Source organism: Shinella sp. 838 (genome assembly GCF_029623935.1).
In the GTDB taxonomy this organism is placed as follows: domain Bacteria; phylum Pseudomonadota; class Alphaproteobacteria; order Rhizobiales; family Rhizobiaceae; genus Shinella.
This window is the reverse complement of sequence record NZ_JARSBQ010000017.1, coordinates 77,318-104,010: the sequence shown is the minus strand read 5'-3', so window position 1 is coordinate 104,010 and position 26,693 is coordinate 77,318. Positions and strand designations below refer to the sequence as shown.

General features: G+C 62.6%; 25 protein-coding genes and 1 pseudogene. 13 read left to right on the top strand and 13 right to left on the bottom strand.

The window, feature by feature from the left end; genetic code table 11:
• Window positions 1-113 precede the first annotated feature (113 nt).
• Together P9A16_RS31605 and istB are read left to right on the top strand one after the other, a co-directional pair.
• Window positions 114-1,049 (top strand): annotated as a pseudogene (locus P9A16_RS31605) (Mu transposase domain-containing protein); the annotation flags it as partial.
• Complete coding sequence (istB, locus tag P9A16_RS31600; protein ID WP_278026320.1) at window positions 1,039-1,851, top strand: IS21-like element helper ATPase IstB; 813 nt, start codon at window positions 1,039-1,041, stop codon at window positions 1,849-1,851. The pseudogene P9A16_RS31605 and the gene istB, both read left to right, overlap by 11 nt.
• Before the next feature lie 144 nt (window positions 1,852-1,995).
• Here the strand turns inward: istB and P9A16_RS31595 are convergent, their stop codons facing one another.
• From P9A16_RS31595 to P9A16_RS31575, 5 genes are all read right to left on the bottom strand, one after another.
• Window positions 1,996-3,234: a type II toxin-antitoxin system HipA family toxin gene (locus tag P9A16_RS31595; RefSeq protein ID WP_278026319.1), complete on the bottom strand. Its 1,239-nt coding sequence runs from the start codon at window positions 3,232-3,234 to the stop codon at window positions 1,996-1,998.
• On the bottom strand, window positions 3,231-3,503 hold the full coding sequence (locus P9A16_RS31590) for a helix-turn-helix domain-containing protein (RefSeq protein ID WP_024270282.1): 273 nt from the start codon (window positions 3,501-3,503) through the stop codon (window positions 3,231-3,233). Before P9A16_RS31590 ends, P9A16_RS31595 begins: the two co-directional genes overlap by 4 nt.
• Before the next feature lie 670 nt (window positions 3,504-4,173).
• Window positions 4,174-6,006, bottom strand: coding sequence for a DEAD/DEAH box helicase (locus P9A16_RS31585; RefSeq protein ID WP_278026318.1), 1,833 nt, complete (start codon window positions 6,004-6,006; stop codon window positions 4,174-4,176).
• On the bottom strand, window positions 5,916-6,530 hold the full coding sequence (locus tag P9A16_RS31580; RefSeq protein WP_278026317.1) for a hypothetical protein: 615 nt from the start codon (window positions 6,528-6,530) through the stop codon (window positions 5,916-5,918). The genes P9A16_RS31585 and P9A16_RS31580 overlap by 91 nt, the downstream gene beginning before the upstream one ends.
• Window positions 6,527-6,676 (bottom strand): hypothetical protein, encoded by a 150-nt coding sequence (locus P9A16_RS31575; protein ID WP_156032001.1) that lies wholly within the window; start codon window positions 6,674-6,676, stop codon window positions 6,527-6,529. The genes P9A16_RS31580 and P9A16_RS31575 overlap by 4 nt, the downstream gene beginning before the upstream one ends.
• Before the next feature lie 470 nt (window positions 6,677-7,146).
• On the opposite strand from P9A16_RS31575, the gene P9A16_RS31570 reads away from it, so the two are divergent.
• Window positions 7,147-7,335: a YegP family protein gene (locus P9A16_RS31570; protein ID WP_024270606.1), complete on the top strand. Its 189-nt coding sequence runs from the start codon at window positions 7,147-7,149 to the stop codon at window positions 7,333-7,335.
• 668 nt (window positions 7,336-8,003) lie between these two features.
• On the opposite strand, the gene P9A16_RS31565 is transcribed toward P9A16_RS31570, so the two are convergent.
• A complete protein-coding gene (locus P9A16_RS31565; RefSeq protein WP_024270607.1) occupies window positions 8,004-8,150 on the bottom strand; it encodes a DUF1127 domain-containing protein in 147 nt (48 codons plus the stop codon).
• 399 nt (window positions 8,151-8,549) lie between these two features.
• On the opposite strand from P9A16_RS31565, the gene P9A16_RS31560 reads away from it, so the two are divergent.
• The gene (locus P9A16_RS31560) at window positions 8,550-9,119 is read left to right on the top strand and encodes a helix-turn-helix domain-containing protein (protein WP_278026316.1); all 570 of its coding nucleotides are present in this window, start codon (window positions 8,550-8,552) and stop codon (window positions 9,117-9,119) included.
• A gap of 3 nt (window positions 9,120-9,122) precedes the next feature.
• Here the strand turns inward: P9A16_RS31560 and chrA are convergent, their stop codons facing one another.
• The gene (chrA, locus tag P9A16_RS31555; RefSeq protein ID WP_278026315.1) at window positions 9,123-10,523 is read right to left on the bottom strand and encodes a chromate efflux transporter; all 1,401 of its coding nucleotides are present in this window, start codon (window positions 10,521-10,523) and stop codon (window positions 9,123-9,125) included.
• Between the two features lie 151 nt (window positions 10,524-10,674).
• Between chrA and P9A16_RS31550 the strand changes: the two genes are divergently transcribed.
• Genes P9A16_RS31550 through P9A16_RS31540 form a run of 3 tightly spaced genes read left to right on the top strand, consistent with a single transcriptional unit; the run spans window position 10,675 to window position 11,902 of the window.
• The gene (locus P9A16_RS31550) at window positions 10,675-10,998 is read left to right on the top strand and encodes an ArsR/SmtB family transcription factor (protein ID WP_037407361.1); all 324 of its coding nucleotides are present in this window, start codon (window positions 10,675-10,677) and stop codon (window positions 10,996-10,998) included.
• Window positions 10,999-11,012: 14 nt separating this feature from the next.
• On the top strand, window positions 11,013-11,486 hold the full coding sequence (locus P9A16_RS31545) for an SRPBCC family protein (protein WP_023513960.1): 474 nt from the start codon (window positions 11,013-11,015) through the stop codon (window positions 11,484-11,486).
• Complete coding sequence (locus P9A16_RS31540; RefSeq protein ID WP_023513961.1) at window positions 11,483-11,902, top strand: GFA family protein; 420 nt, start codon at window positions 11,483-11,485, stop codon at window positions 11,900-11,902. The genes P9A16_RS31545 and P9A16_RS31540 overlap by 4 nt, the downstream gene beginning before the upstream one ends.
• A gap of 2 nt (window positions 11,903-11,904) precedes the next feature.
• Here P9A16_RS31540 and P9A16_RS31535 read toward each other — a convergent pair whose 3' ends face one another.
• A complete protein-coding gene (locus P9A16_RS31535; protein WP_023513962.1) occupies window positions 11,905-12,369 on the bottom strand; it encodes an SRPBCC domain-containing protein in 465 nt (154 codons plus the stop codon).
• Between P9A16_RS31535 and P9A16_RS31530 the strand changes: the two genes are divergently transcribed.
• The 3 genes from P9A16_RS31530 (at window position 12,368) to P9A16_RS31520 (ending at window position 16,927) form a co-directional block, all read left to right on the top strand.
• Window positions 12,368-13,480: a GlxA family transcriptional regulator gene (locus P9A16_RS31530; protein ID WP_245290384.1), complete on the top strand. Its 1,113-nt coding sequence runs from the start codon at window positions 12,368-12,370 to the stop codon at window positions 13,478-13,480. The genes P9A16_RS31535 and P9A16_RS31530 overlap by 2 nt on opposite strands.
• A gap of 96 nt (window positions 13,481-13,576) precedes the next feature.
• The gene (locus tag P9A16_RS31525; protein WP_023513964.1) at window positions 13,577-14,179 is read left to right on the top strand and encodes a glutathione S-transferase N-terminal domain-containing protein; all 603 of its coding nucleotides are present in this window, start codon (window positions 13,577-13,579) and stop codon (window positions 14,177-14,179) included.
• Between the two features lie 186 nt (window positions 14,180-14,365).
• Window positions 14,366-16,927, top strand: a complete 2,562-nt coding sequence (locus P9A16_RS31520) for a GcvT family protein (protein ID WP_023513965.1) — start codon at window positions 14,366-14,368, stop codon at window positions 16,925-16,927.
• Between the two features lie 115 nt (window positions 16,928-17,042).
• Here P9A16_RS31520 and P9A16_RS31515 read toward each other — a convergent pair whose 3' ends face one another.
• The 3 genes from P9A16_RS31515 to P9A16_RS31505 all read right to left on the bottom strand — a co-directional run bounded on the left by P9A16_RS31515 (window position 17,043) and on the right by P9A16_RS31505 (window position 20,096).
• Window positions 17,043-18,242, bottom strand: a complete 1,200-nt coding sequence (locus P9A16_RS31515; protein WP_023513966.1) for an amidohydrolase family protein — start codon at window positions 18,240-18,242, stop codon at window positions 17,043-17,045.
• 91 nt (window positions 18,243-18,333) lie between these two features.
• On the bottom strand, window positions 18,334-18,987 hold the full coding sequence (locus P9A16_RS31510; protein WP_050745804.1) for a L,D-transpeptidase: 654 nt from the start codon (window positions 18,985-18,987) through the stop codon (window positions 18,334-18,336).
• A 65-nt stretch (window positions 18,988-19,052) separates the two neighbouring features.
• A complete protein-coding gene (locus P9A16_RS31505; protein WP_023513968.1) occupies window positions 19,053-20,096 on the bottom strand; it encodes a L,D-transpeptidase family protein in 1,044 nt (347 codons plus the stop codon).
• Between the two features lie 369 nt (window positions 20,097-20,465).
• Here P9A16_RS31505 and P9A16_RS31500 point away from each other — a divergent pair, with 369 nt between their 5' ends.
• On the top strand, window positions 20,466-20,882 hold the full coding sequence (locus P9A16_RS31500; RefSeq protein WP_023513969.1) for a MerR family transcriptional regulator: 417 nt from the start codon (window positions 20,466-20,468) through the stop codon (window positions 20,880-20,882).
• 6 nt (window positions 20,883-20,888) lie between these two features.
• On the opposite strand, the gene P9A16_RS31495 is transcribed toward P9A16_RS31500, so the two are convergent.
• Window positions 20,889-21,458 carry an SCO family protein gene (locus tag P9A16_RS31495; protein ID WP_023513970.1) on the bottom strand — a complete coding sequence of 190 codons (570 nt, stop codon included), beginning with the start codon at window positions 21,456-21,458 and terminating at the stop codon, window positions 20,889-20,891.
• On the bottom strand, window positions 21,455-23,743 hold the full coding sequence (locus tag P9A16_RS31490; RefSeq protein ID WP_024270609.1) for a heavy metal translocating P-type ATPase: 2,289 nt from the start codon (window positions 23,741-23,743) through the stop codon (window positions 21,455-21,457). Before P9A16_RS31490 ends, P9A16_RS31495 begins: the two co-directional genes overlap by 4 nt.
• Window positions 23,744-24,275: 532 nt before the next feature.
• Here P9A16_RS31490 and nspC point away from each other — a divergent pair.
• Window positions 24,276-25,376, top strand: a complete 1,101-nt coding sequence (nspC, locus tag P9A16_RS31485; protein ID WP_024270610.1) for a carboxynorspermidine decarboxylase — start codon at window positions 24,276-24,278, stop codon at window positions 25,374-25,376.
• 35 nt (window positions 25,377-25,411) lie between these two features.
• Complete coding sequence (locus tag P9A16_RS31480) at window positions 25,412-26,650, top strand: saccharopine dehydrogenase family protein (protein ID WP_023516185.1); 1,239 nt, start codon at window positions 25,412-25,414, stop codon at window positions 26,648-26,650.
• The last annotated feature ends 43 nt before the right edge of the window (window positions 26,651-26,693 follow it).

Sequence of the window (26,693 nt, the reverse complement as noted above, 5' to 3'; positions counted from 1 at the left end):
ATGTAGATGAAACGACGACTTTCCGAGATCGATTGCGAGCAATTCGAATGTCATGACTTCCTCCTTTAGCTGGCCCTTCATTCTGAAGGTTCGGAGGGAGGCGTCCATCCCATAACATGCGCACGGCAATCGACAAGGTCGGCCGTGGCAAGGATCGTGACGTCAACGTCCGCTTCATGGCGATGGCCAGCCATTACGTGTTTGAGCCCGAATTCTGCAATCCGGCGTCTGGCTGGGAGAAGGGGCAGATCGAGAAGAACGTGCAGGACGCACGGCATCGCTTCTTTCAACCCGTCCCGCGTGCTCCGACGCTGGAGGCATTGAACGACTGGCTCGAGCAGCGTTGCAAGGAATTTTGGGCAAAGACTCCACACGGTCAGATGCGCGGCAGCATTGCCGACATTTGGGCCGAGGAAGCGCCAATTCTCATGCCGGTTTCCAGGCCGTTCGACGGCTTCGTCGAATATACCAAGCGGGTCACGCCGACCTGCCTCGTGCATCTGGAGCGCAATCGCTACAGCGTCCCTGCATCCTTCGCCAATCGTCCGGTGAGCCTCCGGGTCTATCCGGATCGTATCGTCATTGCCGCAGAAGGTCAGATCGTCTGTGAGCACCGCCGCGTCATCGATCGCTCCCATGATCGGCCTGGGCAGACCGTCTACGACTGGCGGCATTATCTGGCAGTCGTGCAACGCAAGCCCGGCGCTCTTCGCAATGGTGCTCCATTCGTCGAGCTTCCCGAAGCCTTCCGGACCTTGCAGCAATATCTGCTCAAGAAGCCCGGCGGCGACCGCGAGATGGTCGACATCCTGGCCCTCGTTCTTCAGCACGACGAACAAGCGGTCCTATCGGCCGTCGACATGGCGCTGAAGTCCGGTGTTCCGACGAAGACCCATGTGTTGAACCTGCTGCATCGCCTTGTTGACGGCAAATCCTTCAATCCGCCAACCCTCGACGCACCTCAGGCCCTGACGCTCACCAATGAGCCTAAGGCCAATGTCGAACGGTACGATACCTTGAGAAAGACGGAGGTTCGCCATGCGTCATAACCCGGCAAGCGGCGCTATCGTCATCATGCTGCGACAGTTGAAGATGCATGGCATGGCCCATGCCATCGGTGATTTGACCGAGCAGGGATCTCCAGCGTTCGAGGCTGCCATTCCGATCTTGTCCCAGCTTTTGAAAGCGGAGACAGCAGAACGAGAGGTTCGATCAACGGCCTATCAGCTCAAAACCGCACGCTTCCCAGCCTATCGTGATCTGAATGGCTTCGACTTTGCCAGCAGCGAGATCAACGAGGCGCTCGTGCAGCAACTCCATCGCTGCGAGTTCCTCGACGACGCCAACAACATCGTCCTGGTCGGCGGTCCCGGCACGGGCAAGACACATATCGCCACAGCGATCGGCGTCCAGGCCATCGAGCATCACCATAAGCGGGTCCGGTTCTTCTCGACGGTCGAACTGGTCAACTCGCTCGAACAGGAGAAAGCGCAGGGGCGCTCCGGGCAGATCGCCAATCGCCTCGTCCATACCGATCTCGTCATTCTGGATGAGTTGGGCTATCTGCCGTTCAGTGCTTCAGGCGGTGCGCTGCTCTTCCATCTGCTGAGCAAGCTTTATGAACACACCAGCGTCATCATCACGACGAACCTCAGCTTCAGCGAATGGGCAAGTGTCTTCGGCGACGCCAAAATGACGACCGCGCTGCTCGACCGGCTTACCCATCACTGCCACATCCTGGAAACCGGAAACGACAGCTTCCGCTTCAAGAACAGCTCAGCTCATGCGCCCAAAACGACAAAGGAAAAACGCAGGAACTTGACCACCACGACCAACACGAACGATACCTAAGGCGGGTCACTTCTCGGTGGAAATGCCGGGTCAGCTCTCAGTGGAAATCAACAAGCCATAGGAAATATGCTGCCTTTGCTCACTCGCTGCGGCCCAAGCGGAAATCATTTCCGCTGTCGAAGTGGGCTGTGCCTGATCCCCTCTTCAACCGCGGGCGTGCACCTGAATTCGTCTGCATCTCTTCCGAACATTATGAGTGATGCGCTCAATGACCCTCGTCGGATCGCCAGCCATAGCAGCGATTTGCGGGGCTATATCCTCAGAAGCGCGGCTTACGAGTTCCGCAAGCTCTTCAACCCTCTTAACGGTTGATGCGCCGCTCAATCCGAGCTCCTCGGCCAATGCCTTCCAGTCAGAATTCCTCAAATCAGGCGCGATGAAACGTCCGGCAATGCCTTGAGGCAGGCTCTGGTCAACCTGACGATACACTGCGGCACACATCAAATCGTAAAGGGGTGCCATCTTCGCGGATCCACCGGCGCCAATCAGAATCGAGTAGTTCTTTGCGTGCGAATCCGAGTTGCAGATCAGTACGTTAAAGATCACTGCATCTAGGAGCCTTAAACGTTCGGCAGGTGAAACGAGATCGCTGACGGCGCCGAACATCAATCTCAGGGTCACACCACGAGCTGTCGAGGATCGCTCGTATTTCTGCGATGGGAAATGACCCGTTAGCTGGCAGAGGTCTTCCTGATGCAGCCTCCGGATTTCACCTTCCGCATCAATGAACCGGTCATAGCGCTTTACCAGCAGATAGCGTCGCGCTCCGGCTACCCCTATGGTTGCGTCGGCAGCATCCAAACCACATGCCCGCGCGAGGGCGAGACAGAAGGCTTCGTTTTCGACGCTTCCCGCAAGCCGCTTTGTGTCCGGCTTGATGATGTGTGTCGATGGTGTTCCATCGACGGGGATCGAGATAGCGCCGCCCTGATCAACAAAAACGGGCAGCTTCTCTTGAACCCCTGCAAGCGACATTGAGACACCTCGCTCCCCCACCAGGAAGGGCTTGGCCGGAAGTTCATTGAGAATACGCTCAAGTGTCTTCCCGTCCGGAATGGGTTGCAGATTTACGCCCGCCTTCCGCGGTTTGCCGATCGATAACGCTCCTGCGGTGTCACGGCCGATATGACCGAGCAGGCCAACGATGTCTTGAGGAGAGACCTTCAGTCGTTGACCGATCTCGGCGAGATGCGTTTCCGGGAGAAGGTTGGCAAGCCACGGCAGCAGCACATCAGCGCCGACCGCTCCTAAGCGCATTGGCATCGTCAGCGAAACCGGAAAAGCGGAGCGGCGCGCTTCCCAGGACGAATCGTAGCTAAGCCTCCACTCGCCTTCAAAAGTCATTTGCGCGACGGGGAAGGTTTCGTAGAAGATGGTTATCATCGACCATCACCGAAGGTCGGCAGGAAGTCGAGGTCGTCGTCCGATGCGGTTGAAGTCACCGTGGCTGTATTTAGATCGCCGATCTTTATGCCGACGGCGCGTGCAACGATCAACGCCTTTTCGAGCTGGCAGCTCGGCTTTCCGGATTCGAGTTCGACGATGAAGCGCTCGCCCGTGCCGGAACGAACGGCCAGCTCAACCTGGGTCCAGCCAAGGACTTTGCGTTTCTCTCGGACGGCAGCGCCGAAATCGCGTGCAGACTTAAACATTGAACACCCTTACTAATAGCTTACCGTACAGGAAGTTTATTCCGAGATCAATGCGACTCTTCCCGCTCGGGAAGTATGGGCTTTCGTTCTGTAAAATCATCCCGATCGGGAGGTTTTATTCATCGCGCTTCAGCAGGAAATCAATTTGTGCCCTTTCCTCACGCGACGGGGCACGTCCATAACGAGTAGCGGAGCCAGTTGAAGGCGCAAGCGACTATGTGTCATCGGTCGCTAGATGCCAGATCGTCTTCCAGAAGCGGAATTATTACCGCAAGCGCCTGCCGTTGACTGATGCCCAAAGCCAGGGCACGAAGGTGGCATCCACAGTCGCTCGCGGCGGGAAAATATAGGGAATTTCAAGGATTTTCCTTTAAGCCATTGAAATCATGTGAAATTCACCAAAAAGTCATTCTTGGTCGATTTTTCGATCCAAATTGGCGACTATCTCCCGCATGAAAAAGTGGCGTCTTCTCAATAAGTTGGGCGATCTCAGCCGCAGTCCCTTGGGCCATCCATCGTGTTCGAGGATGGCTGGTAATGTTGGCTGGGGACCTTTTTCTGCTGCATTCAAAAAGGGCGGCGACCAACGACAATGTCACGGCCGACCTAGCTTGACAGCTCCAGTGTTACCGAGCGGGAAGCAGACGTTTAGTCTGTAATCGCAAAGGTCTCAAACGGGCTCAAGCCTGATCTCTTGTCCGAAGACGAGCTCCGGTACGATCGCCTCCCAAACATCTCGGTGAAGGTACACCCGGAACTCTTCCTGGTTGTCGGCCTTGCGCCAGCGCACGATGGCACCGACCTCGCCGCGGAGGAAGCTGAGACCCTCGGGAGGCGACCAGCTTTTGGCCATGCGTCCAAGCGCTTGCCCCCGAGAATCCCGCATCATCCAATTGGAGCCATCGCGCACGATCTTAAGTGGGTCTCGTGCCTTTGCCGCCGAGATTGCGGTAAGCGAGGGATGACCGGGGCCGAGGCGTCCGGCCCACGACAGATCCACGGTCTTGAGGTTCGGCACTTGATATAGCGCAGCGGGAAAATCGGCGGCGTCAGAAATGTCTGGCGCTGCGCGGCGCAGCACATGCTCTTCGCCGTCCGGGACGAACGGATGATGTCCTTCGCCGATGATGGCTAGGCCACGTCGCGCTCTGGTCATGGCGACAGAAAAGAGTCGGCGCGGCGCATCAGGATCCTCGTCCTTGGAGGGCCTGTCCCAACCGCCATTCAGGATGACGACATCGTCGAACTCCAGGCCTTTCGCCCGATGTGCCGTCAACAGCAACAGGCCACGCTGATCGCCGCGGGCATCGTTGGTCCATTCGGCGAACCACTCGACAAGATCAGGCAGGGGCATGGCTTTGTTCGCAAGCTCTTTTGCCAAAGCGGCGATGCCTTCGCCAATCAGATCAGTCCAGCGATTGGACGGTATCGCGTTCAGCACGCTCACCAGATCACGGACGCCCAGCAAACGTGTATTATCGCGGCGTAGGACGTCGATGAACTGCTGCATTTCGCGCAGACGCCAGATGCTGGGCAGGCTCTCATTTGCCATCTCCACCGGAATGCCAAGCGTTTCGGCATAAGCGCGCACCGGAGCCACCTGTGGTAGCTTGGTCTCGATCACATCGAGGATGTCCGCCAGCTTGGTGCCGCGCTGCGTCGCCCGGACCTCGAAGCTGAGATTGGTGCGCACTGCGCCACCGTCCAGCAGCAAAAGTTCGCGTCCAAGCCGTGACTTGAAATGATCTCGAATGTCCCGCACCACTTCTGGCTTGGCGGTGGCGGTAAGGCAGAGCACCTGGGCAGGCGCTTCATCGCCCGAAGATTCCTTGATGAAGCGGCTGACAAATCGGTAATCAGGCCGGAAATCGTGGCCCCACTTCGACACGCAATGCGCTTCATCCAGCACCCAGAGCCCGATCTCGCGCTGTGCCAGGACCGATCGCACCGAGTTGCTGCGCAACTGCTCGGGTGAGATCAGCAGCATTGCGACCTCTCCCATGCGGACACGGTCCAGTGCATCCTGCCGCTCGGGCATCGAAAGCATGCCATTGACGGTTACGGCAGAGGAGATCCCTGCCCGCGCCATACCCTGCACTTGGTCAGCCATCAACGCGACCAGCGGCGAGATCACCACTGTCAGCGCTCCGGTCTTGTCGAGCTTCGAAAGGGCGGGGATCTGATAGCAGACCGATTTGCCGGTGCTGGCCGGCAGAATGCCGAGAACACTTGACCCGCGCATCGTCTCATCGACGATCCGCTCCTGCAGGGGGCGCCCCATGTCATCTACTGGCTCGGCGCGGAAGGCATCGAACCCGAACCAGCGCGAGAGCGCGCGCAACGGATCATTCTTCTCGCTGCACCAGGCACAATCCGGGCTTTTGCAATTAGCGTCGCGCAGGTGCCGCACGATCAGTGAAGCCTCACGGAACTGCGCCCGTAACCAGGGCGGCATGACGGAATCCCCGCCCGCGACCATGATCCAGGACAAAGCATAGGCCATCGGCCAACCGAGCTGAGATTAGAAAGGCGGTTCAGCGTCTGATCGAGCCGCCGCTCGCAGGCGCGCCGCGCCAGAAGCCGGGAAATCGCTTCTTGTGCCGCGAGAGGATCGGGCGCGGGAGCTCCGCGAACCTCCCGAAACACCGCGTCGAACCCACCTGAATTCTCCATCCTCGTCGTAAGGAAATGAAAGGCTGCAACAGCATCGGGCTCGTCGGCGTTCTGCTGCGTCAAAGCCGCCAGTTGATTGCGCAGCACCTGAAACACCAGTCGCGCATCCAGTTCAGGATCGTTGACGTGGCCTGCTTGCAGGCGTCCGTCATGGTAGTGCTTGACCAGATGATGGTAGGGAATACGCGGAAATGCGAGGGGATTAAGCCATAGAGTGTCTATCGGTGATCGCAGAACATTCGCCAGCCCAGGCCGCATCGCGAACAGATGAGGCAAGTCATGCCGAAGTATGTTGTGGCCAAGCAGATGCACACCCTCTGTTGCTTCTGCCTCCAGGCGGTCGAGGGCTATCACGAGATCGCGTTTTTTGCCAAGATCGGGGGACGAGCATCATCGCGCACGGCCGCAAAAGCGAAGATGCTTGCGGCTGCAGGATCAACTTCCAGGTCGATCGAAACGCAACGCTGCAGAAAGAGTTGGAAAGGCTCGGCCAGATGCATCAATTTTTCATTCACGTGATGAAACGATGAGCGATCATCGGTCGTGCGTTTAGGGAAAGGTCAACGTTCAACTTGTGCCACACAATAACTTTGCCGGATGGCCACGTGTGCAGCTCAGTTCCGTAATGTGACCCCACAAAGTCTGTGTCGAAGGCCCGAAGCCGCCGGGCGTGTTATGGCCTCCTGACCACAATCATCAGGCCCGCACGCGGAAATTATTGCCGCTCGCCCGTCCTGTTGACTGATGCCCAAAGCCAGGGCACAAAGGTGGCATCCACGGTCGCTCGCAGTGGGAAAACAGAGGGAACTTCAGGGATTTTCAATTAAGCTATTGAAATAGTGTGAGAATCCAGGCTCCCTAGCCAAACTCCTTTAAAAACAAGTGACCGACTTCACCTCATCCCTTGCCAGCGGTTTTCTCGGCTGGCACGTTGCTTGTGTCTGATTCCCATCTGCGTGGAGGAAAACCCATGGCGCACAAGTTCGAGATCTACAAGGACAAGGCTGGCGAGTTTCGTGTTCGCTTCAAGTACAACAGCGAAGTGATGTTCTCCACGGAAGGCTATTCCAGCAAGGCCAGCGCGCAGAACGCCATCGATTCGATCAAGAAGAACGGTCCTGGCGCGCCTGTCGAAGACAACACGACGCCGCAGGCCTGATCGATCCACATTCGCCAAAAAGGCTCGCCGGTTTTCGCCGGCGGGCCTTTTTGCGTTTCAGCGCCGGAGGATTGCCGGAGAAACTGCGCGGTGACGCCCCGGCGGCGGTAGCCTACGGGCCCTAACGTCTCGCCATGAAAGCCCGGGCTCCTTGCGAGTTGCAGGTTTCCTTGCAGGGCTGGAGACAGATGGCGCGCACCACCGAACCGGGAAGGCACGCTGGCAGCACTATCGGCAGGCGATCTGACACCCGCGATGCGCCGATGCCGCGCGTAGCCGGTCGCGATTGCTGTTTTCGGAAGAAGGAAGCCAAGGTCCATAAATGGAAAAGCCTGCCGCGGGAGGAGGTGCGGCAGGCTTTCCGATAGAACCGAATGGCGACTGGGAGGAGGAGTGCCGCCATTCCCGCAGTCGGCCCTGGGAGGAGGAGTGGGCCTTCTGCAATCATCGAAGCTTCGTGGGAGGAGGTACGTTGCTTCGATAAATATGACTATAGCCGATTCCTGATTATTTGATAGGCATCGTTTTGCAGGGCAGCTATGCGCTATGCGCGGAGCGTATGCCTCAACACTATCGAACTGCCCCGCCGCACCGCCACTTCTTCGCACATGCAAAAACACCCGCCGGAGGCGGGTGTCTTCGAATTCTGCCAGATGGCGGCGGGTCGGTCAGAAGCCGACGGCAGCGCGCGCGACGGCCTTGATTTCCGAACGCTCGATGCCGAGATCGCGCAGTTCGCGGGTGGTCATGCGGTCGAGTTCGTTGACGGTCTGACGGTACTTGCGCCAATTGCTGAAGGAACGTGCCATGTTCATGATGATCCCCTTTCCGGAGGCTCTCTGTTCGGCACCGGTCCGTGGCGCCGCGTCTTTCGATGGCCGTCTTATAGGCTTATGCTGCAATGCAGAACAGCGCCAAGCGAGCACGCCACCCATGCATATGACGCATGGGTATGGTCATCTTCTGTTAAGGTTCCATTTCGCGCATAATTCGGATTCGGAGGCTGTTTTCGGCAAAAAGTACGACTTTTTAGCCGGCGCCGTGGGAGAATCGCGCGAAAGTACGCCTCTTTCTCTTTGCAGCGTCCGGAATGCCGCCCTTCGCCGTCCCTAGCGTTTTGCCGATATCCACGGCAAAAGCCCTTCGCACTTTCGCCGGACTTGCTCTAAGAAGGCGTCCCGCGGCCGCGCCGCCCTTCTCGATGACGGAACGACATGAGCGACATTCTGCAGGGTCAAGAACGCGGCGACGTGCTCGCCCATGTCTCCGGCAACCTGCGTCGCCTTCGCCAGGCGACCGGGCTCAGCCAGGCCGCGCTGGCGCAGGCCTCCGGCATCAGCCGGCGCATGATCGTGGCGGTCGAGGGAGGCGATGCCAATATCAGCCTGTCGAGCCTCGACAAGCTGGCCGCCGCCATGGGCATGCGCTTCGTCGATCTCGTGCGCGATCCAGCCCGTGCGCCTTCAGCGGAAATCAACGAGGTGACCTGGCGGGGAACCGATGCGGGCAGCACGGCCGTGCTGCTCGGCACGGCACCGGCAACGGCGGAGGCGCAGATGTGGTTCTGGTCGCTCGGCCCCGGCGAGCGCTACGCCGCCGAGCCGGACCCGACCGGTTGGCACGAAATGCTGTTCGTGACCGAAGGCACGCTGCGGCTCGAGCTTTCGGGCGTCGCCAGAGATTTTGCGGCGGGCAGCTTCACCGTCTACGCCACCGACCAGGCCTATGCCTATGCCAATCCCGGCACCGTGGCCGTGCGTTTCGTGCGCAACGTGGTCTCCTGATCCTCAGCCCGTTGCCAGTATCCAGGCCATGCCGGCAAGCGCGGACAGCGCCAGCGTCAACAGCACCGAGGCCTTGAGGCGGAACAGCGCATAGGCCGCCGCCGCGGCGAGCAAGGCCGATGGCAGGACGAGTGTCGATGGAACGGGCACTTCCAGACGCAGCGGGCCTGCGGCAAGAACCGTCACCTTCCCGAACAGCGTGTGCAGGGCGAACCAGACCGCCAGGTTGAGGATGACCCCGACGACGGCGGCAGTGATTGCCGACAGGGCGCCGGAAAGCGCCGCATTGCCGCGCAGTTTCTCGATGAAGGGCGCCCCGAGGAAGATCCAGAGGAAGCAGGGCACGAAGGTGACCCAGGTGGTGAGGATCGCCGCAAGTGTTGCCGCCACGAGCGGATCGAGGCCGCCGGGATCGCGGTAGGCGGCAAGGAAACCGACGAACTGCAGCACCATGATCAACGGCCCCGGCGTCGTCTCGGCCATGCCGAGCCCGTCGAGCATTTCGCCGGGCCGCAGCCAGCCATAGTGCTGCACGGCCTCCTGCGCGACATAGGCGAGCGCCGCATAGGCGCCACCGAAGGTGACGACCGCCATCTTGCTGAAGAAGGCGCCGACCTGCGTGAAGACGTCGTTGCCGCCGGCGAAAAACCAGATCGTTGCAACGGGCCCGAGCCACAAACAGAGCAGCGCCGCGGAGATCTTCAGCGACCAGACGAGATGCGGACGGGCATGGGCGGGTGCCGCCTCGCCGAGCAGCGACTCCTCGTCCTTCAGGGCATTTGCGCCCGCCCCCGCATGGCCGCCCGCCGTGCGGAAAAGACGGGAGCCGGATCTGGAACCGAGGTAACCGACGATCGCCGCAACGACGATGATGAGCGGAAACGGCACCTTGAAGGCGAAAATGGCGACAAAGGCGGCGGCGGCGAGAAGGATCATCGCCGGATTGACGAGCGCGCGGCTGCCGATGCGGAACACGGCCTGCACGACGACGGCGAGCACCGCCGCCTTGAGACCGAAAAACAGGCCCTCGACCACGCCGGTATCGCCGAAGAGCACATAGACATAGCTCAGCGCGAGGATCGACAGGAAGCCGGGCAGGATGAAGAGAAGGCCGGCAAGAAGGCCGCCCGCCGTGCGGTGCATCAGCCAGCCGATATAGACGGCGAGTTGCTGGGCCTCGGGTCCGGGCAGGAGCATGCAATAGTTCAGGGCGTGGAGGAAGCGCTTCTCGCCGATCCAGCGTTTCTCGTCGACGACGATGCGGTGCATCACGGCGATCTGCCCGGCGGGGCCGCCGAAGCTGAGCGCCGCCACGCGCGCCCAGACGCGGAGCGCCTCGCCGAAGGAGACGCCGTGCCCTTCGGCAGTGGCCGGATCGGGCAGTGTCGCCGCGCCGTCGTTCATCGGATGTCCTTTCCCCGTGTCGCTGCGATCGATTGCAGCGTCCCCCTGCCCTGTCAAGGCGGCGGAGGACTTGACGGGCGTGGGTACCGGTATTATTAAACTCATCAGTTAATTAACCTAATGGATAAATGACGTGAGCGACCCGCTGAGCATGACGTTTGCCGCCCTTGCGGACCCGACTCGCCGGGCGATCCTCGCACGGCTTTCCGAAGGGGATGCGACAGTGAACGAAATCGCCGCCCCCTTCGAGATGAGCCTGCCCGCCGTCTCGAAGCACCTGAAGGTGCTGGAGGCTGCGGGCCTGATCACCCGCAGCCGCACCGCCCAGTGGCGCCCCTGCCACCTGGAGGCGGGGCCGCTGAAAGAGGTCAACGGGTGGATCGCTAACTACCGGCGCTTCTGGGATGAGAGCTTCGACCGGCTCGACGACTACATCAGGCAATTGCAGGCCGGCGAGCCGGACAAGAAGAACTGAGGAGGACGACCATCATGCAACAGACCGCTGGAGCCGCCGAGCCTATCGGCCTTGCCATCGAACGCCTGATCGACGCGCCCGTCGCCCTCGTCTTCAAGCTCTGGACGGCGCCGGAGCACCTTGCCCGCTGGCTGGGGCCGAAGGATTTCACCGCCCATGCGGTGCGCATGGACGTCCGCCCGGGCGGCGCCTGGTCGGCGGTGATCCGCTCGCCCGATGGCGAAGATTATCCGATGGGCGGCATCTACCGGGAGATCGCGGAAAACCGCCGCCTCGTCTTCACCTTCCGCTGGACCGCGGAGGACGAGCCGGAAACGCTGGTGACCGTGACCTTCGAGGATGTTGCCGGCAAAACCCGGCTGACCTTCACCCAGACGCCGTTCGAGACGGTCCAGTCCCGCGACAGTCATACCGAAGGCTGGGGCGAATGCCTCGACCGGCTGGTCGCCTATGCCCTGCAACAGCACCCCGGAGGAGAAGAGCGATGAAGAAGACCTATCACGGCAGCTGCCATTGCGGCGGCGTCCGCTACGAATGCGTGCTCGATCTCGACGAGGGCCTGAGGCGCTGCAACTGCTCCTTCTGCCGGCGCACGCGCATGCTGAAGACATTCTCGAAGCGCGAGGACTTCAAGCTGCTGTCCGGCAAAGACCAGCTCCTCACCTACCGCGCCGCCAATTCGAACTGGCCGGAAGGCGATGTCGACCACTACTTCTGCAGGAATTGCGGCGTCCGCTCGTTCTCGCGCGGCTACCATGAAACCTTCATGGGGCATTTCTACTGCATCAATGCCGGCACGCTGGACGACGTGTCGGAAGAAGACCTCAGCGCCGCACCCGTCATCTACGAGAACGGCATGGTGGACGACTACGAAAATCCGCCGCCGCACCACGCCCATCTCTGATCTCACGCCGCGCGGGCCTGTTGCTGGAGGTAGCGGTCCATCGCTCCCAGCATGGCCTGCCAGCCGGCCTGATGGTCCTCCGCCCTGTCGCGACCATCGAAATAGATGCCCTGTTCGACAAGCCGCATGCGCGTGCCGTCAGGAACCGGCTCGAAGGTCACGACGACCGTGCCGGAAAAGGAGAGCGTGCCGTCCTCCCGCAGCAGGGTGGCATAGGCGATGCGCGCCTCCGGGAGGATTTGCAGGTAGCGGTTCTCGTTGAGATAGACCGGCCCGCCCCTGGGGCCGAAGCGGCAGAGATCGCTTTCGCCGACCGCAAAGCCGAAACGCTCGAAGCGCATCTGCCAGTCGGGTCCGGGATCGCCCCAGGCTTCCTGCGCCGCCTGCTGCGACCAGGCTGCGAAGGCAGCCGCGGCCGGCACGGCGAAGGTTCTGGTGATATCGACGGTGCCGAGTTCGATGGACATGGCCTTTTCCTTCCTGTTGGTGGAACGGGAAGAGCATGCGCGCACCCGGCTACGACCAGTAGAGACGTTCTCGACACTTTCGGGGCAGATGTGCCAATCTTGCGCCATGCCGACACGCCCGAAGCCGACCACTCCCCTCACCGTCGCCATCCTCGCCCTGCCGGAAAGCGGCACCATGGCGCCCTATGGGCTGCACGAGATCCTCGGCGAGGCCGGTCGCGGCCCGAAGGCTCAGCGTCCTCTCAAGCCGGTGCTCGTCGCCGCGCAGAGCGGCCCCCAGGAGACGGGCAGCGGCCTCAGCGTGACCCCGCAGCAGGGGCTTTCCGGCCATCTTGCCGATATCGTCGTCGTCTGCGACATCCATCTCGACCCGGGCCTTTCGCCGGCTGGGCGCTGGCCGCGGGAAATCGCCTGGGTGCGCCGGCATATCGAGGCGCAGGCGCTGGTCTGCTCGGCCTGCAGCGGCGCGGTGCTTTTGGCCGAGGCCGGGCTGCTCGACGGCACAGAAGCCGCCTCGCACTGGATCATGGCGGATCTTTTCCGCGACCATTATCCGAAGGTCGCCTTCCGGCCGGAGCGCATTCTCTGCGACAGCGGCAGCGACGGGCGGCTGATCACCACCGGCGGCGCCACGTCCTGGCAGGATCTGGCGCTCTACCTCATCGGCCGCTTCTGCGGGGCGGAGGAAGCGACGCGCATCGCCCGGCTCTTCCTCATCGGCGACCGGGGTCACGGGCAGCTCCCCTTCGCCTCCATGGCCCGACCCCGCCAGCACGGCAATGCCGCGATCGCCGACGTGCAGACCTGGCTTGCCGACAACTATGCCGCCCCCAACCCGGTGGCCGCCATGGTGGCGCGCTCCGGTTTGGCCGAGCGCACCTTCAAGCGCCAGTTCAAGGCCGCCACCGGCTATGCGCCCGTAGACTATGTGCAGGCCATGCGCATCGAGGAGGCCAAGCAGATGCTGGAGACCGGGCCGGACGCCATCGAGGACATCGCCGTCGCAGTCGGCTATGGCGATCCGACCTTCTTCCGAAAGCTCTTTCGCCGCCGCGTCGGCGTCACGCCGGCACAGTATCGCCAGCGCAACCGCCAGCGCGGTCTCGGCTGACAATGGCCGATTTGCCCCGAAACCAGCCCGTTTGCCTCTGACCTTCGGGCCCCGGCGCCGGCACACTCGTCTCATCGAAACACGAGGAGACGCAACATGGACTTCTACTACGCCCCCACCGCCTGCAGCCAGGCCGCCCATATCCTGCTGCATGAAGCCGGCCTTTCCTTCCGGTCGCACACGGTCGACATCTTCCAGCACAGGCTTGAGGACGGCAGCAGCTACGAGGCGGTCAATCCGAACGGCTACGTGCCGGCCCTTCGCCTCGATGAAGGCCTGCTCCTGACGGAAAACGTCGCGCTGCTCGACTGGATCGCCCTTGCCGGCGACGGCCTTGTGCCGGACGGGCCGCTCGGCCGCACACGCCACCTCCAGATGCTCGCCTTCCTCTCGACCGAGCTGCAAAAACCCTTCGTGCGGCTGTTCTTCACCGAGAACGAGGAGGAGAAGGCCTGGCTGACCGAAACGCTCGGCCGCCGCTTCGGCTGGATCGCCACGCGCATCGAGGGCGACTATCTCTTCGGCGCGCGCTTTTCCGCTTCGGATGCCTTCTTCTATGTGATGGCGCGCTGGGCCGCGATGTGCGGCATCGCCCTGCCGGAGAGCCTGCAGGCGCTGGCGGGCAGGATAGACGCGCCGCCGTCGGTGAGGGCCGTGCTGGTGAAGGAGGGCGTCGCTCCCCTCGGCGAGGCCGCCTGAATCCCTGAAGGAAAAGCGTTGCGCCCACCCGGTGATCCGCTAGGGTCTTGCCGCCGGCGTGAGGGGCCTGCAACAGGTCCGGTTCCGGCGACTGTCGGAACTGGTCGCTGGCGAGTCGCAGACAGGCTGCACTGGCAGGCGAGCAGGCCCTAAAATCGGCAGCAATATTTCATCGGGGTCCAGCACATGGCAGAGTTTCCGCAAAAGGCGAAGGTCGTCATCATCGGTTTGGGTGGTATCGTGGGGGCATCGATCGCCCACCATCTCATCGAGCGGGGATGGGACGACATCGTGGGCATCGACAAGTCGGGCATCCCGACCGACATTGGTTCGACGGCGCATGCCTCGGATTTCTGCTACACGACCAGCCACGACTATCTTTCGGTCTGGACCACCCAGTATTCGATCGATTTCTACGAGAAGATGGGCCACTACGCGCGCATCGGCGGCCTCGAGGTCGCGCGCACCGGCGACGACACCTGGATGGAAGAGATCAAGCGTAAGCTCTCCTCCGCCCGGGCCTTCGGCACCCGCGCGCATTATGTTTCACCGGCCGAAATCAAGGACATGTTCCCGCTGATCGAGCAGGATCAGGTGATGGGCGGCCTGTTCGATCCCGATGCCGGCCTCGTCGTCCCGCGCTCGCAGACGGTTGCCGGCAAGCTGGTCGATGCCGCCGAAAAATCCGGCAAGCTGCAGGTCTACGGCAACACGCCGGCCCAGTCGCTGATCGTCGAGGGCGGTCGCATCAAGGGCGTCGTCACCCATCGCGGCACGATCATGGCGGATCACGTCATCGTCTGTGCCGGCATCTGGGGCCGCCTGATCGCCGAAATGGTCGGCGAGGACCTGCCGGTCATGCCGGTCGACCATCCCCTCACCTTCTTCGGCCCGTACAACGAGTTCGAAGGCACCGGCAAGGAAATCGGCTATCCGCTTCTGCGCGACCAGGGCAACTCCGCCTATATGCGCGACACCGGCGACCCGAAGACCACCGAGGGCGGCCAGATCGAGTGGGGTTACTACGAGCAGACCAATCCGCGCCTCTGCCACCCGCGCGACATTCTCGAAAAGCACGAGGCGCGCCTCTCGCCCTCGCAGCGCGACCTCGACATGGAGCAGATCCTCGAGCCCCTCGAAAAGGCCATGGAACTGACACCGATCCTCGGCGAACTCGGCTATAACGAAGGCCATTCCTTCAACGGCCTGTTGCAGGTCTCCGCCGCCGGCGGCCCGTCCTGCGGCGAAAGCCAGAAGGTGCGGGGCCTCTGGTACTGCGTCGCCATCTGGGTGAAGGACGGCCCCGGCTACGGCAAGCTGATCGCCGACTGGATGACGGACGGTCGCACCGAGATCGACCACAACTCGATCGACTATTCCCGCTTCTACCCGCATCAGCTCACCGAGGAGTTCATCGAAGGCCGCAGCTATGAGGCCGCGCAAAAGATCTACTTTCCGGCGGTGCACAACCGCGAACCCTATGCCTCCGGCCGCGGCGCCAAGCGCTCACCCTTCCATGAGCGCGAAAAGGAACTCGGCGGTTACTTCATGGAACTCGGCGGCTGGGAGCGTGCCCATGGCTACGCCGCCAACGAGCATCTGCTCGAAAAATACGGCAACCGCGTTCCGGTGCGCGAGAACGAGTGGGACAGCCGCCATTTCTGGCGCGTCTCGAATGCCGAGCATCTCGCGATGAGCGAGGATTGCGGCATCGTCAACCTCTCGCATTTCCACATGGTCGACATCGAAGGTCCCGACCATGTCGAGCTGCTCGAATGGCTCTGCGCGGCCAAGATCGGCGGCGACGGCAACATCGGCAAGGGCATCTACACCCACTTCCTCGACGACGAGGGCATGGTGCGCGCCGACTTCACCGTCTTCCGCATGGCCGACCGCTGCCGCCTGGTGAACGGCGCCGATGCCGGCCCGCGCGACTTCCACTACATGAAGCGCGTCGCCGAGGATCGTGGCCTTGACGTCACCATCACCGACACGTCGGAAAAGTTCATCACCATCGGCATCTGGGGCCCGAACGCCCGCGAAAACCTGAAGAAGGTGGTGGCGGACCCGGCCGGCCTCGATATCGAGAATTTCCCGTTTGCCGCGATCAAGCAGATCGAGATTGCGGGCAAGTCCGTCACCGCCTTCCGTATCTCCTATGTCGGCGAGCAGGGCTGGGAACTGCACATGAAGTACGAGGACGGCCTCGCCGTCTGGGATGCGCTGCGCGCCGCCGGCGTCATGGCCTTCGGCGTCGAGACCTATGCCAATTCGCGTCGCATGGAAAAGAGCCTGCGTCTGCAGAACGCCGACCTTCTCACCCAGTACAACCTCATCGAGGCCGACCTTGCCCGCCCGAAGGTCAAGGAAGCGGATTTCCGCGGCAAGGCGAAGCATCTGGAATACAAGGCGCGCGACCACCAGCCCGCCATGCTCTGCACACTGGTCATGACCGAGAACACCGACAGGAACGGTGTCAAGCGCTACCCGCTCGGCAACCTGCCGGTCATCGACCCCGCGACCGGCGACGTCCTCATCGACGACCTCGGCCGCCGTTCCTACACGACGTCCATCGCCTTCGGCCCGACCATCGGCAAGAACATCGCGCTCGCCTACCTGCCGCACGCCTATTGCCAGGAAGGTCGCAAGCTCAACATCGAGTATTTTGCCGAGACCTACCCGGTCGAGGTGGTCGGCATCGGCTACAAGCCGCTGTACGACCCTGAAAACCTGAAGCCGCGCACGTAATCGGTTTTGGAGACGTCAAAAAGGAAAGGGCGCGCCGGCGAAAGCGGCGCGCCCTTTTGCTTGGTCGGTTTGCCGACGTCCGCTCCGCCACCCGCCAGCGCGAGAACCTGCTGCTCTACCGCACCAACGCCCCATTCTCCGCGACAAGCCGCCCGGCCTTGAACACCCGCCGTCCCTTCGGCACCGCCACGACGGCCTCCGGTACATGTTCGGCGGCGAGCGTCACGAAATCGGCCCTGGCGCCGATAGCGATGCCGTAGCCTTCGAGACCGAGGGCCTTCGCACCGGCTGATGTCACCACGTCGAAGGCGGCCGTCAGTTCCTCGTCCGTGTAGAAGCCGGAGCGGTAGCCGATCATCATGGCCCGGGCCAGCATGTCCCCGTCACCGTAGGGCCACCAGGAATCGCGGATATTGTCATTGCCGGCGAAGACGGTGACGCCTTCCGCGCGCAGCAGCGCGACCGGCGGGAAGACATGATCGCCGGGGGCGTTGGTCATGATCGACACGCCTGCGGCAGCGATTTTCGCCCCGATGCGGCGGGCGGCGTCGGCATCGAGATCACCGAGGCCATAGGCATGACTGATCGCCACCTTGCCCTGCAAACCGAGCGCCACGGTGCGCGCGCAGATTTCCTCCACCGTGAAGGCGCCGAGCGAGCCGAAATCGTGCAGATGGATATCGACCCCGACGCCGCGTTTTTCCGCAACACCGAAGACGACATCGAGATGGCCGTCGATATCGCGGTCGAAACTTGCCGGATCGAGGCCGCCGACGAGGTCTGCACCAAGCGCGACCGCCTCGTCCAGCAGCTCAGGCGTGCCGGGGCTCCTCAGGATACCGCTCTGCGGGAAGGCGACGAGCTGGATGTCGATGATATCGCGGTACTCCTCGCGGATACCAAGGACCGTCTCCAGCGATTTCAGCCCGACCGAGCCGTCCACCATGACATGGCTGCGCATCTGGAGGGAGCCGTTCGAAACGCAGAGTTCCAGCTGCTTGCGGGCACGCTCGTCCATCGGCGCGGCGCTTGCCATGTTCTCCGCCTGGAAGGCGACGCGCTCGTGAACGTCAAAACCGTTGGTGCAGGGTTTGTGCGGGATCCATTTGTCGCCGTAGAAGCTGGTATCGAGGTGGATGTGACCCTCGACAAAGGCCGGCACCAGCAGCGCGCCGGCAATGTCCACCTGCAACGCCGCGTCCGCAAGCGCGCCCGTTGGCGCGATGGCGACGATGCGGCCGCCCGCAACGCCGATATCGTTCAGCGAACCATCCGCCAGTTTCGCGCGGGTGAAAAGGGTCTCGATCTCGGCCATGGCCTCGCGTCTCCATCTGCATACGACCCGACCTGCCCCATTCTGGGCAGATCAAGTATTGTACGCAATAAGGCGCGAAAATCGTATGCAGTCAATAGGCCGCAGCGACGGCGGCGGTGCCGAGCACCAGGATGGGCGTGCCGTTCTGCACGCGGTTGTAGAGATCGATGACATCCTGATTCAGCATGCGCACGCAACCGGAGGAAACGGACTTGCCGATCGTCCACCATTCCGGAGACCCGTGGATGCGGTAGAGCGTGTCTTCCTTGTTCTGGAAGATGTAGAGCGCGCGGGCACCGAGCGGGTTCTTCAGGCCCGGCTCCATGCCGCCGTTCGCGATGCTGTAGGGCTGCAGTTCCGGCTGGCGGGCGACCATCTCATCCGGCGGGGTCCAGCGCGGCCATTGCCGCTTGTACTGGATGACGCCGCGGCCCGCCCATTCGAAGCCGGCGCGACCGAGGCCGACGCCATAGCGCATGGCCTGGCCGTCCTCGTAGGTGAGGTAGAGAAAGTGGCTGGACGTATCGACGACGATGACGCCAGGCCGCTCGCCGGTCGGGTTCGGCACCATCTGGCGATAGAAGCGCCGGTCGATCTTCTGATAGGGAATGGCCGGAAGCGGGAACTGCTCGTCGGGCTTCGGCCCGTACATGGCGGCGTAGATGCTGGTATCGACCGGTTCGGGTTCGATGGCGACCCGCTCGCGCACCGGCGTCGTGCAGCCGGCCAGAACGGTGGTTGCCAATCCTGCCCCGCCAAGCAGGAAGGATCGGCGGCTTACGCTTTCACCAGTCAATACATGTCCTCACGTCAATCGTCATAGGGATCGGCCAGCGCGGCATCGGGCCGGCTGACCGGATATTTCGTGCGCGAGATACGGGCGGCCATGCCCTTCGCGCCTTCTTGCTTCAGGAGCGTGCGGAAGCTTGGATGCATGCCACCGTCCATGTAGGCAAAGCTCGACACCGTCGTCGTGCTGGCAAGCGCCGCATCCAGCTTCTTCTGTTCCGCGCCGAGCTTGGCAACGAGATCGGTCGTCGCGTCGCCCAGCGTCGCCGGGCACTGCGCCAGCGGATCGCTCGGTTCGCCGTCCGCGAACTCCTTGTTGAAGACATAACGGCCGCCGCAGACGGAGACCTTCGGCTGCTTGCGCGTGAAGGCGAAGGCGTCATAGCCTTCCTTCAGCGTGCGCCAGAAGGGCATGTTCGGGTCGCCACGATGTTTGGCCATGTTCTGCGTCGTCATGCGGAAGGGATAGGCCTGCACCTGGAAGCGTTGCTGCCCGCCCTCCAGCGCCCGCTGCACGATGGCGTAGATCTCGCCGACACCCTGGTCGGTCATTGCGTAGCAGCCCGAGGACGAACAGGCGCCATGCACCATCAGCGCCTCGCCGGTGTAGCCGAGCGCCGATTCCAGCCTGTTCGGATAACCGAGGTTGAAGGAGACGTAATATTGCGAGTTCGGGTTCAGCATGCCGGCCGAGACATGGTAGAAGCCCTCCGGCGCCTGGCGGTCGCCGCTCTTCGTCTTGGGGCCGAGCTTGCCGGACCAGCGGCACATCGGATAGGTCTTGAACAGCGCATATTGGCCGCTCGTATCGACCTTCCAGACCTCCAGTTCGCTTTCCTGCTTGAAGATGCGCACCAGCACGGGGCTTTCCGGCCGCATCTTCTTCTTCGACATCTCCGCTTTCACCTTGTTGGAAAGCTCCGGCGCCTCGGCGAGCGAGGCGACATCCATGGCCATGCAGCCGGCAAGCAGGCTGCCGGCGACGGTGGCGGCGGCAAGCCGTGCAAGAAGCGGCAGGCGCAGGCGGGCGGTTTCACGGAAGAGACGGTGGCGAAGCGCAAACATGGTTCGTTTTCGGTTGTTAGAGGTCCGGGCACGCCGGCTCGAAAGCGGCGCATCTCGGGGTTCAGATTCCAAGCGATTGCTTAGAACTTCGTTAATCTTGTGACCGTGACCGGCCTCCGTGCGGCGTCATGCCCCGGCAAACGCCCCGAATCCGAAGCACCAGCCGCCGCGGGGAGCATAAAACCTCAAGCAACTTGAGCATCAAGGCCCGTTTTGCCGAATTTCGCAGCCCGGCGATCACACGGCGAACAACAAATCGTTAGCGGATACTTTCCAGGGGCACCGGACGGGGCGAAGGGCAAAGAAGACTTGATTTGCCGGCGCTTCCGGCACATCTCTCACCCAGGTATATTTGATGAGGCAGAGACGATGCTGACGATCGGCGATCTTTCCAAGGCCACGGGCGTCAAGGTTCCGACCATCCGCTACTACGAACAGATGGGCCTGCTCTCCCATGCCGAACGCTCGGAGGGCAACCAGCGGCGTTATTCCAGCGAGGAGCGCGAGCGCCTGGCCTTCATCCGCCACGCCCGCGATCTCGGCCTCACCATCGACGCCATCCGCGAGCTGATCGACCTCAGCCAGCACCCTGAGCGACCCTGCCACGATGCCGACCGCATCGCCGCCGAGCAGCTTTCCACCGTGCGGCGCAAGATCGCCCGGCTGCGCAAGCTGGAGGCCGAGCTGGAGCGCATCACCAGCCATTGCCATTCCGACCAGATCCGCGACTGCTACGTCATCCGGGCACTGGCCAACCACGACCTTTGCCACGACGAACACGATTGAGCGTGCTCAGGAGCCCGCAAGCAGCCTCAGCTTCTGGAGCTGCGTTTCGCGCGGCTCGTGCATATCCAGCATGCCCTGCAGCCGCCCGTCCGCACGGATGAGGAAGAGGCCGGCGGTGTGGTCCATCGTGTAGCTGTCCGAGGCGGTCGGCACCTTCCTGTAGAAGGCCGAAAAGGCGTCCGCCGCCGCTTTCGTCTGCGCAGCATCGCCCCGGAGCGCGATGATGCGCGGATCGAAGGAGGTCATGTAGAGCTTCAAGAGGTCCGCCGTGTCCCGCTCGGGATCGATGGAAATGAAGAGCGGCGTGATGCGATCCGCCGCCGGGCCGATGTCCTTGAGCAGACCCGACAGTTCGAAGAGCGCGGTCGGGCAGACATCCGGGCAATGGGTGAACCCGAAGAAGACGAGATAGGGCTTTCCGGCCAGAGCGGCGGAGCGGAACGGCTTGCCGTCGACGGTCTCAAGCTCGAAGGCACGCCGTTTTGCCGTCTCGCCGGAAGGCGCCTTTGCCGCGACCGTCACGGTGACGATCGCGGCAAGACCTGCGGCAAGGGCAAGAAGCGTCCGGCGCCTCATCCCTTGATCGGCCGCAGGAGGCGCAGCGCATTCAGCGTGACGAGCACGGTGGCGCCGGTATCGGCAAGGATCGCCGGCCAGAGGCCCGTGATGCCGATGACGGTCGTCACGAGGAAGACACCCTTGAGGCCGAGCGACATGACGATGTTCTGGACGATGTTGCGCATCGTGCGCTGCGACAGGTCCGTCATCAGAGCAACGTCGCCGACGCGGCCGTGCAGGATGGCGGCATCGGCCGTCTCCAGTGCCACGTCGGTGCCGCCGCCCATGGCGATGCCGATATTGGCGGCGGCGAGTGCCGGGGCGTCGTTGATGCCGTCGCCGATCTTGCCGACGACATACCCTTCGCGCTGCAGCTCGCCGACGATGCGCTGCTTGTCCTCGGGCATCAGCTCGGCGCGGACCTCGATGCCGAGCTTCGCGCCGACGGCCCTCGCCGTGCGGGCATTGTCGCCGGTCAGCATGACCGTCTTGATGCCGGCATCCTTCAGCGCCTTGAGGCCGGCAGCCGCATCCGGACGTGGCTCGTCGCGCATGGCGATGGCGCCGGCGAGCACGCCGTCGATCACCAGCATGGAGACGGTCTTGCCGTCGTCGTTGAGCGCGGCGGTGGCGGCCTTCACCTCGTCGGAGAGCGCGACCGTCTCGGCGACGGCCTTGGGCGAGCCGAGGAAGACCTCCCTGCCCTCGACGGTGGCGGCGACACCCTTGCCGCCGAGTGCCCGCGAGCCGTTCGCGACCGGCGGAACGACGCCGCCCTCGGCCGCCTTGCCGAGAATGGCGAGCGCCAGCGGATGGCTGGAACCGGCCTCCAGTGCGGCGGCAAGGCGCAGCACCTCGTCGGCCGGGGCCGCGAAGGCGACGATGTCGGTGACAACAGGCTTGCCCTCGGTCAGCGTGCCGGTTTTGTCGAAGGCGATGGCGGTGAGCTTGCCGAGGCCTTCCAGCACCGCGCCGCCCTTCATCAGGAGGCCGCGGCGGGCACCGGCGGAAAGCGCGGCGGCGATGGCCGCCGGCGTCGAGATGACCAGTGCGCAGGGGCAACCGATGAGCAGAACGGCAAGCCCCTTGTAAACCCACTCGCTCCAGACGCCGCCGAAGAAGAGCGGCGGGATGATCGCGACGAGCGCGGCGACGACGACGACCCCGGGCGTGTAGTATTTGGAGAAGCGGTCGATGAAGCGCTCGGTCGGAGCCTTGGATTCCTGGGCCTCCTCGACCAGCTTGACGACGCGGGCGATGGTGTTGTCCGCCGCTGCCGCGGTGACGCGCACGCGCAGGGCCGCATCGCCGTTCACCGTGCCGGCAAAGACGGTGTCGCCGACCTCCTTGCGCACCGGCGTGCTTTCCCCGGTCACGGGCGCCTCGTCGATGGAACTCTCGCCGTCGATGATCGTGCCGTCGGCGGAAATGCGGTCGCCGGGACGCACGAGAATGACCGCGCCGACGGCAAGCGCCTCGGCCGGCACTTCCGTCGTCCGGCCGCCCTCCTCGAGAAGCGCGGTCTTCGGAACAAGAGCGGAGAGCGAGCGGATGCTGTCGCGCGCCTTGCCGGCTGCGACCCCCTCCAGCAGTTCACCTACGAGGAAGAGGAAGACCACGGCCGCCGCTTCCTCGGTCGCATTGATGACGACCGCGCCGACGGCAGCGATGGTCATCAGCATTTCGATGGAAAACGGCGTACCGGCCAGCGCGGCCATGATGGCCCGGCGGGCGATCGGCACGAGGCCGACGAACATGGCGACGACGAAGGCATAGGTCTCGATGGCCGGAAAGAGATGGCCGATGCCGTAGGCAACGACGAGCGCCGCGCCGGCAAAGATCGTCAAGCGTCCCTTCTTGCCCTTCCACCAGGGCCCTTCGGAGGGACCGTGGTCGTGGCCATGCAGCCCCTCGACAACCGCCGCCTTCGGCTTGTGATCATGGCCGGCATGGTCGTGATCCTCATGATCATGATCGTGGCCATGCGCATGGTCATGGGGATGATCGTGGTCATGTCCGTGCCCGTGATCGTGGTTGCAGCCGGGACCATGAACATGTTTTGCGGCCGGCTTTTCCGCGACGGCCGCAGCCGGCGTCACCGAATAGCCGAGACCGGAGACCTTGCGGCGGATCGCCTCAAGATCGCTGGTCGCATCGTGCTGCACGCGCATGGTGCCGGCGGTAACGGAAACGGAAACCTCCGAAACCCCCGGCATACGGCGCACGGCGGTATCGATCTTGCTCGCGCAGGACGCGCAATCCATGCCGCCCACCCGGAACCGGGTCTCTTTCACATCGGACATCGTACATTCCTCTTCAGTCTCGTGAGGAGGTTCTACGACCTCTAGCGACTAGAGGTGCAAGAGCGAAAAAGCAAAATTCCGCAAAAAGAGGTGCATTGAAATCCATGGCCACGCTGTGCTAGAGAGCGCCCACTTATTGCAGGTTTCATCTGCTGGTTGGGGAGGACGCCATGTCTTGCGACGCCCTCTTCCAATCGGGGATGGGCTCGGTCGACGCCCCCCGAACGGAAGAACGCTTTTCGATGTGTGCCCCGGTGGCATGCTCTGGCCTTGACGCCGTTGCGCCGACCCGCCCCGTGCGGCCGGTCAAGGCCCCGCGTCTGCCTGCTCTTTTCCCGACGAGACACCACGAGCGTGGCAACAGCGCGAAAGCGCTGTCATATCGCCGTGTCCGGACGACGATACCGTAATTTCCGGTTTTCCTTTCTGAAATCCACGCGAGAGCGGAGGCCTGCGCCTCCCTCGCCTCGCGTTTCTATCGCGTTGCCGGCTTTTGCCGGCAACCGGCACACCCCGAGAAGACAGGTCCAGCATGTCCCTGACGACACCCTATTATCTGATCGACAAGTCGAAGCTGCTCGCCAACATGGAAAAGATCGCGCTTCTTCGCGAACGCTCCGGTGCCAAGGCGCTCCTGGCGCTGAAATGCTTCGCCACCTGGTCGGTCTTCGATTTCATGCGCGACTACATGGACGGCACGACCTCCTCCTCGCTGAACGAGGTGCGCCTGGGCCACGAACGCTTCGGCAAGGAGACGCATGCCTATTCCGTCGCCTATGCGGACTATGAGATCGACGAGGTCGTCAGCCATGCCGACAAGATCATCTTCAACTCGATCGCCCAGCTCGACCGCTTTGCCGACAAGGCTGCCGGCATCGTCCGGGGTCTGCGCCTCAATCCCGGCATCTCCTCCTCGAGCTTCGATCTCGCCGACCCCGCCCGCCCCTTCTCGCGCCTCGGCGAATGGGATGTGCACAAGGTCGAGCCGGTCATGGACCGCGTTTCCGGCTTCATGATCCACAACAACTGCGAAAACGGCGATTTCGACCTGTTCGACCGCATGCTCGGCACGATCGAGGAGAAGTTCGCGCCGCTGCTGAAGAAGGCCGAATGGGTGAGTCTGGGCGGCGGCATCCACTTTACCGGCGAAAACTATCCGCTGGAAAAATTCGCCGAGCGGCTGAAGCGCTTTTCCGGCGAATACGGTGTTCAGGTCTATCTGGAGCCGGGCGAGGCCTCGATCACCAAGTCGACCACGCTTGAAACGACAGTGCTCGACCTTCTGAACAACGGCAAGGACCTCGCCATCGTCGACAGTTCCATCGAGGCCCATATGCTGGACCTTCTGATCTACCGGGAGAAGGCCAAGCTTTCCCCGAACACGGGGCCGCACCGCTACATGATCTGCGGCAAGTCGTGCCTGGCCGGCGACATCTTCGGCGACTTCGATTTCGAGAAGGAACTGAAGGTGGGCGACCGCATCTCCATTCAAGATGCGGCCGGCTACACGATGGTCAAAAAGAACTGGTTCAATGGCGTGAAAATGCCGGCGATCGCCATCCGCGAACTGGATGGCGAGATCAAAACCGTCCGTGAATTCACCTACGCGGACTACGAAGAAAGCCTCTCCTGAGGCGTCCTGACGGGTAGAAGGAGATATCCCCCGAAATGAAGAAGAACGTGCTCATCATCGGCGCCGGCGGCGTCGCACAGGTCGTGGCGCACAAATGCGCCCAGAACAACGACGTGCTCGGCGACATCCATATCGCGTCGCGCACCAAGGCGAAGTGCGACAAGATCATCGCGTCGGTCCATGAGAAGAAGGCGATGAAGCAGGCCGGCGTGCTCGAAGGCCATGCACTCGACGCCCTCGATATCGAAGCGACCAAGGCGCTGATCGCCGCCACCAAGTCCGAGATCGTCATCAATGTCGGCACCGCCTTCCTCAACATGTCGGTGCTGCGCGCCTGCATGGATACGGGCGTCGCCTATATCGACACCGCGATCCACGAAGAGCCGGGCAAGATCTGCGAGACCCCGCCGTGGTACGGGAACTACGAGTGGAAGCGCGCCGCCGAATGCGCGGAGAAGGGCATCACCGCCATCCTCGGCGCCGGTTTCGATCCGGGCGTCGTCAACGCCTATGCCAAACTCGCCAAGGACGAATATCTCGACACGGTGACCGACGTCGACATCGTCGACATCAACGCCGGCAGCCACGGCAAGTACTTCGCAACGAACTTCGACCCGGAAATCAACTTCCGCGAATTCACCGGCGTCGTCTATTCCTGGCAGAACGGCCAGTGGCAGACCAACAAGATGTTCGAGATCGGCAAGGACTACGACCTGCCGGTCGTCGGCACGCGCCGCGCCTATCTCTGCGGCCATGACGAGGTGCATTCGCTGGCCAAGAACATGGACGGCGCCAACGTGCGCTTCTGGATGGGCTTTGGCGACCACTACATCAACGTCTTCACCGTGCTGAAGAACCTCGGCCTTCTTTCCGAGCAGCCGGTCAAGACCGCCGAGGGGCTCGAAGTCGTGCCGCTCAAGGTCGTCAAGGCCGTGCTGCCGGATCCGTCCTCGCTCGCCCCGAACTACGAAGGCAAGACCTGCATCGGCGACTACGTGAAGGGCCTGAAGGACGGCAAGGAAAAGACCGTCTTCATCTACAACGTGGCCGACCACAAGGACGCCTATGAGGAAGTCGGCTCGCAGGGCATCTCCTACACCGCCGGCGTTCCGCCGGTCGCCGCCGCGATGCTCGTCGCGACCGGCGAATGGGACGTGAAGAAGATGGCAAACGTGGAAGAACTGCCGCCGAAGCCCTTCATCAACCTCTTGAACCGCATCGGCCTGCCGACCCGTATTCAGGATGAGGATGGCGATCGCGCCGTCAGCTTCTAAGACCGACAAACACCGGCCGCGTTCTTAGACGCGGCCGGTTCCC

What these genes read in the sequence shown, in the direction of transcription:
- istB (WP_278026320.1), top strand. Translation starts at nt 1,039, where the DNA reads ATGCGTCATAACCCGGCAAGCGGCGCTATCGTCATCATGCTGCGACAG.
- P9A16_RS31595 (WP_278026319.1), bottom strand. Translation starts at nt 3,234, where the DNA reads ATGATAACCATCTTCTACGAAACCTTCCCCGTCGCGCAAATGACTTTT.
- P9A16_RS31590 (WP_024270282.1), bottom strand. Translation starts at nt 3,503, where the DNA reads ATGTTTAAGTCTGCACGCGATTTCGGCGCTGCCGTCCGAGAGAAACGC.
- P9A16_RS31585 (WP_278026318.1), bottom strand. Translation starts at nt 6,006, where the DNA reads ATGGCCTATGCTTTGTCCTGGATCATGGTCGCGGGCGGGGATTCCGTC.
- P9A16_RS31575 (WP_156032001.1), bottom strand. Translation starts at nt 6,676, where the DNA reads ATGCATCTGGCCGAGCCTTTCCAACTCTTTCTGCAGCGTTGCGTTTCG.
- P9A16_RS31570 (WP_024270606.1), top strand. Translation starts at nt 7,147, where the DNA reads ATGGCGCACAAGTTCGAGATCTACAAGGACAAGGCTGGCGAGTTTCGT.
- P9A16_RS31565 (WP_024270607.1), bottom strand. Translation starts at nt 8,150, where the DNA reads ATGAACATGGCACGTTCCTTCAGCAATTGGCGCAAGTACCGTCAGACC.
- P9A16_RS31560 (WP_278026316.1), top strand. Translation starts at nt 8,550, where the DNA reads ATGAGCGACATTCTGCAGGGTCAAGAACGCGGCGACGTGCTCGCCCAT.
- chrA (WP_278026315.1), bottom strand. Translation starts at nt 10,523, where the DNA reads ATGAACGACGGCGCGGCGACACTGCCCGATCCGGCCACTGCCGAAGGG.
- P9A16_RS31550 (WP_037407361.1), top strand. Translation starts at nt 10,675, where the DNA reads ATGACGTTTGCCGCCCTTGCGGACCCGACTCGCCGGGCGATCCTCGCA.
- P9A16_RS31545 (WP_023513960.1), top strand. Translation starts at nt 11,013, where the DNA reads ATGCAACAGACCGCTGGAGCCGCCGAGCCTATCGGCCTTGCCATCGAA.
- P9A16_RS31540 (WP_023513961.1), top strand. Translation starts at nt 11,483, where the DNA reads ATGAAGAAGACCTATCACGGCAGCTGCCATTGCGGCGGCGTCCGCTAC.
- P9A16_RS31530 (WP_245290384.1), top strand. Translation starts at nt 12,368, where the DNA reads ATGGCCTTTTCCTTCCTGTTGGTGGAACGGGAAGAGCATGCGCGCACC.
- P9A16_RS31535 (WP_023513962.1), bottom strand. Translation starts at nt 12,369, where the DNA reads ATGTCCATCGAACTCGGCACCGTCGATATCACCAGAACCTTCGCCGTG.
- P9A16_RS31525 (WP_023513964.1), top strand. Translation starts at nt 13,577, where the DNA reads ATGGACTTCTACTACGCCCCCACCGCCTGCAGCCAGGCCGCCCATATC.
- P9A16_RS31520 (WP_023513965.1), top strand. Translation starts at nt 14,366, where the DNA reads ATGGCAGAGTTTCCGCAAAAGGCGAAGGTCGTCATCATCGGTTTGGGT.
- P9A16_RS31515 (WP_023513966.1), bottom strand. Translation starts at nt 18,242, where the DNA reads ATGGCCGAGATCGAGACCCTTTTCACCCGCGCGAAACTGGCGGATGGT.
- P9A16_RS31505 (WP_023513968.1), bottom strand. Translation starts at nt 20,096, where the DNA reads ATGTTTGCGCTTCGCCACCGTCTCTTCCGTGAAACCGCCCGCCTGCGC.
- P9A16_RS31500 (WP_023513969.1), top strand. Translation starts at nt 20,466, where the DNA reads ATGCTGACGATCGGCGATCTTTCCAAGGCCACGGGCGTCAAGGTTCCG.
- P9A16_RS31495 (WP_023513970.1), bottom strand. Translation starts at nt 21,458, where the DNA reads ATGAGGCGCCGGACGCTTCTTGCCCTTGCCGCAGGTCTTGCCGCGATC.
- P9A16_RS31490 (WP_024270609.1), bottom strand. Translation starts at nt 23,743, where the DNA reads ATGTCCGATGTGAAAGAGACCCGGTTCCGGGTGGGCGGCATGGATTGC.
- nspC (WP_024270610.1), top strand. Translation starts at nt 24,276, where the DNA reads ATGTCCCTGACGACACCCTATTATCTGATCGACAAGTCGAAGCTGCTC.
- P9A16_RS31480 (WP_023516185.1), top strand. Translation starts at nt 25,412, where the DNA reads ATGAAGAAGAACGTGCTCATCATCGGCGCCGGCGGCGTCGCACAGGTC.